Below are 3,508 nucleotides of genomic sequence, written 5' to 3'. Positions count from 1 at the left end.
AGCTTTTCGGATCTCGGCCAATGCCGCCCCGCACCCTGCCGGCCCCGGCCGGCAGGAGGTCGTCGCGCGTCCGGACCGCCTGCCCCCGGTCCAGCTGACCCTGCCCAGCGTGCCCGAGACGCCGCAGCGCCCGCGCACGCGCGGCACGGTGCTGTTCGGCTTCGTCGCCATGGCGGCCTTCTTCGGCACCTTCGCCGCCTGGTCCACCCTCGCGCCGCTGACCGAGGCCGCAATCGCGCCCGGCATGATCAAGGTCGAGGGCACGCGCCGCACCATCCAGCACCTGGAAGGCGGCATCGTGCGGGACATCCTGGTCCGCGACGGCGACCGCGTCACCGCCGGCCAGACCCTGATGCGCCTGGACGACATCCGCGCCGGCACGGACCTCGAGGCGCTGCGCAGCCAGCGCTGGTCCTTCATGGCGCAGGATGCGCGGCTTGCGGCGGAACTAGACGACCGTGCCGACATCGCCTTCCCGGCCGACATCCTCGCCGCGGACGAACCGCGCGCGACGGACGCGATGGCCGGCCAGCGTGCGGTGTTCGAGGCGCGCCGCGCCAGCCTGGTCAGCCAGGTCGCTGTGCAGGAAGCGCGCATCGGCCAGCAGGAGGCGCTGATCTCCGGCGCCACGGGCCAGCTCCGTGCCCAGCGCGCCCAGCTCGAACTGATCCGGCGGGAGGAGGAGATCACCCGCGGCTTGGTGCAGCAGGGCCTGCAGCGCCTGCCGACCCTGCTCGCCCTGCAGCGTAGCGCCGCCGCGCTCGAAGGCCAGGGAGAGGAACTCCAGGGCCAGATGGAGCGCGCGCAGCAGACGATCGCCGAGGCGCGCAACACCATCGCCGGCATCGTCAGCCAGCGCCGCCAGGAAGCCGCGGCCGAACGCCGCGACATCCGCACCCGTCTCGCCGAGGTGGAGGAGCGTATCCGCGCCGCGCAGGACGTGGCGCAGCGGCGCGACATCGTCGCCCCCGAGGACGGCACGGTGCTGAACCTTCGCCTGTTCAACATGGGCGCCGTCGTGCGCCCCGGCGACCCGGTGATGGACCTTGTCCCGGTGCAGGACCGGCTGATTGCCGAGGTCACCGTCCAGCCCTTCGACATCGACGTGGTCCATGTCGGGCTCCAGGCCGAGGTACGGCTGCCGGCCTTCAAGCAGCGCCTGGTGCCCTACCTGCACGGTCACGTCACCTTCGTCGCTCAGGACGTGACGATCGACGAGCGCACCCGCTCCTCCTACTACCGCGTCCACATCCTGATCGACGCGGAGCAACTCGACCGGCTGCAGGGCGTTCAGCTCGTGCCCGGCATGCCGGTGGAGGCGATGATCCAGATCGGCGAGCGCTCCTTCCTGCGCTACATGACGCAGCCGATCGTCGACAGCTTCGCCCGCGCCTTCCGCGAGCAGTAGAACCAGGAACGCACCGCATGTCCGACCACCGCACCACCCTGTTCGCCGACGGCGTGATCGAGGCGCAGGTCGCCCACGGCGTCGCGCGCATCACGCTCGCCATGACCGGCGGCGACGGGAAGGCCGTGCCCTGCGGCATGCTCTGCGTGCCGGTCACGCAGCTGCCCGCGCTGGTCAACGGCATGGGCAACCTGCTGCGGCAGATCGAGGAGCGCGTGCGCGCACAGGTTTCGCAGCAGCAGCAGGCGCCGGAGGCGCCCGCCGATTCGGCGGCCCCCGGCCCGACCGGGGCCTTCCGCTTCCAGAGCTGACCTGACGGCGAGGCTGCGCCGTCATCCGCACCATGGATGACGGTTCAGGATCGATCGGCGCGGCGCCCGGCACGACCGCCGGCCGCACGAACCGATCCGTCCGGATCGGCGCGATCGGGTGTCCCGTTTTCGCGCCGATCGCTCCCGACGCGGGAGATCCGCGCGGGCGCGCCGCTCGCGCTCCAGGCGGATCCCAGCGCTAGAGCGCGACCCCCGGCCACTCGTCGCCGCGGATCTCCGGTTCCTCGAACGCCGCGTGGCGGGCCGCATGCGTCGCGATGTCCGCCGCCAGCAGCCGTGCGGCGAGCGCCTGCGACAGCCGCTGCGCGCCCGCCGTGATCGCCGGGATGTCGCCCGTCACCTTCCCGTGGCTCAGCGTCGCGGCGAAGTTGAAGCAGTGCAGCCGCGCCAGCCACGGCGCCTGGCCCGGCACGCGCTCGGTGAAGGCGAAGCCCTCGTCCAGCCAGGGGCACAGGCCGAGCGCGGCATCCCGTTCCTCCTCCGGCGGCGCATAGGCGTCGCGCCACAGCCGGATGTCCTGCGCCATCGCGCCGAGTTCCGGCCGCAGCGCCGCATCCTGCAGGAAGCCGGTGCCGAGGATGACGAAATCCGCCGCCACCGCGCCGCGCGGCGTCGTCAGCCGCAGCCCTTCGCCGTCCCGCGCCACAGCCTCGACCCCCGCCCCGGTCAACAGCGTGGCGTTCGGATGCGCGGCGACGCGGCGCACGCTCTCGGCCGGCGGCGGCGTCTGGCGGCGTTCGACCGATAGCATCAGCCGCCAGCGCCAAGCCGCGGGCAGCCCGTACCAGCCATGCCAGATGCCGCGGCTGTCGAGCGCCTTGGAGGAATTGACGCGCGGCAGCCGGTCCCGCCGCAGCAGCATGGTCAGGCGCGCACAGCCCACCTCCAGCGCCGTGCCCGCATTGTCGAAGGCCGAGGCGCCGGCGCCGATCACCACGACATGCCTGCCGGCCAGCGCCGCGAAATCGATCGCATCGGCCGAATGCGCCCAGCACCGCCCGCGCCATTCCGGCAGGAAGCCCGGCAGCAGCCGCGGCCCGCCGAGCCCGTCCCGCCCCGTCGCCAGCACGACATGGCGGGCGAAGGTGGCGCCGCCATCGGCCAGCACCAGCCGGAACAGCCCACCGGCCGGCTCGATGCGCGCGACCGCGGTGCCGTTGCGGATGTCGAGACCCACGACGCGCCGGAACCAGCGCAGATACTCCATCCACGTTCCGGTCGGAATCTTTCCGAGCGCCTCCCACGCCGCGGCGCCGTTCAGCGCGCAGAACCAGGCACGGAAGGTCAGGTCCGGCAGGCCGAGCGCCGGGCCGGCCAGCTGCTTCGGGCTGCGCAGCGTCGGCATGCGCGCATAGGTCGCCCAGGGGCCTTCCGCGCCCTCGGGCGCCGGATCGAACAGTGCTGCGCGCCGGACCCCGTCCCGCTTCAGCGCGAAGCCGGCCGCGAGCCCTGCCATGCCGGCGCCGAGGATCGCGACATCGAGCGCGACCGAGCCATCCGGCGCCGTGGTCGGCGGCACCCAATCCGCGGCCGGTTCCTGCAACCATTCCAGCCCCTGCGCGAGGCGGGCTTCCAGGGCGGCAAGGCCGGGGGCGGAGTCGTGCGGCATCGCGGCAGGATAATCGCGACACGCCGCGCGCCCCAGGGGCCCCGCCCGTGCCATGCTGCGCCGATGGCCAGCGACCCCTCCCCGGCCGGGCTGCGCTGCGCCGCCTGCCCCGCCCGCGCCCCCGGCCTCTGCGCGCCGATGCACGGACCGGAGGCGCTG

The 3,508-nt window shown here is 73.7% G+C and carries 3 protein-coding genes; 2 read left to right on the top strand and 1 reads right to left on the bottom strand.

From position 1 onward, the window contains the following. Together HW577_RS22685 and HW577_RS22680 are read left to right on the top strand one after the other, a co-directional pair. A partial coding sequence (locus HW577_RS22685) for an HlyD family type I secretion periplasmic adaptor subunit (protein ID WP_332837792.1) occupies nt 1–1,408 on the top strand: 1,408 nt, incomplete at its 5' end. Nucleotides 1,409–1,425: 17 nt separating this feature from the next. Then, complete coding sequence (locus HW577_RS22680) at nt 1,426–1,719, top strand: hypothetical protein (protein WP_198378383.1); 294 nt, start codon at nt 1,426–1,428, stop codon at nt 1,717–1,719. A 199-nt stretch (nt 1,720–1,918) separates the two neighbouring features. On the opposite strand, the gene HW577_RS22675 is transcribed toward HW577_RS22680, so the two are convergent. Continuing rightward, nucleotides 1,919–3,349: an NAD(P)-binding domain-containing protein gene (locus HW577_RS22675; RefSeq protein ID WP_198378382.1), complete on the bottom strand. Its 1,431-nt coding sequence runs from the start codon at nt 3,347–3,349 to the stop codon at nt 1,919–1,921. Nucleotides 3,350–3,508 lie beyond the last annotated feature (159 nt).

The sequence above is a fragment of the Neoroseomonas rubea genome, assembly GCF_016106015.1.
In the GTDB taxonomy this organism is placed as follows: domain Bacteria; phylum Pseudomonadota; class Alphaproteobacteria; order Acetobacterales; family Acetobacteraceae; genus Neoroseomonas; species Neoroseomonas rubea.
Note: the sequence above shows the minus strand (reverse complement) of the source record. Positions and strands in the feature narration are given on the sequence as shown.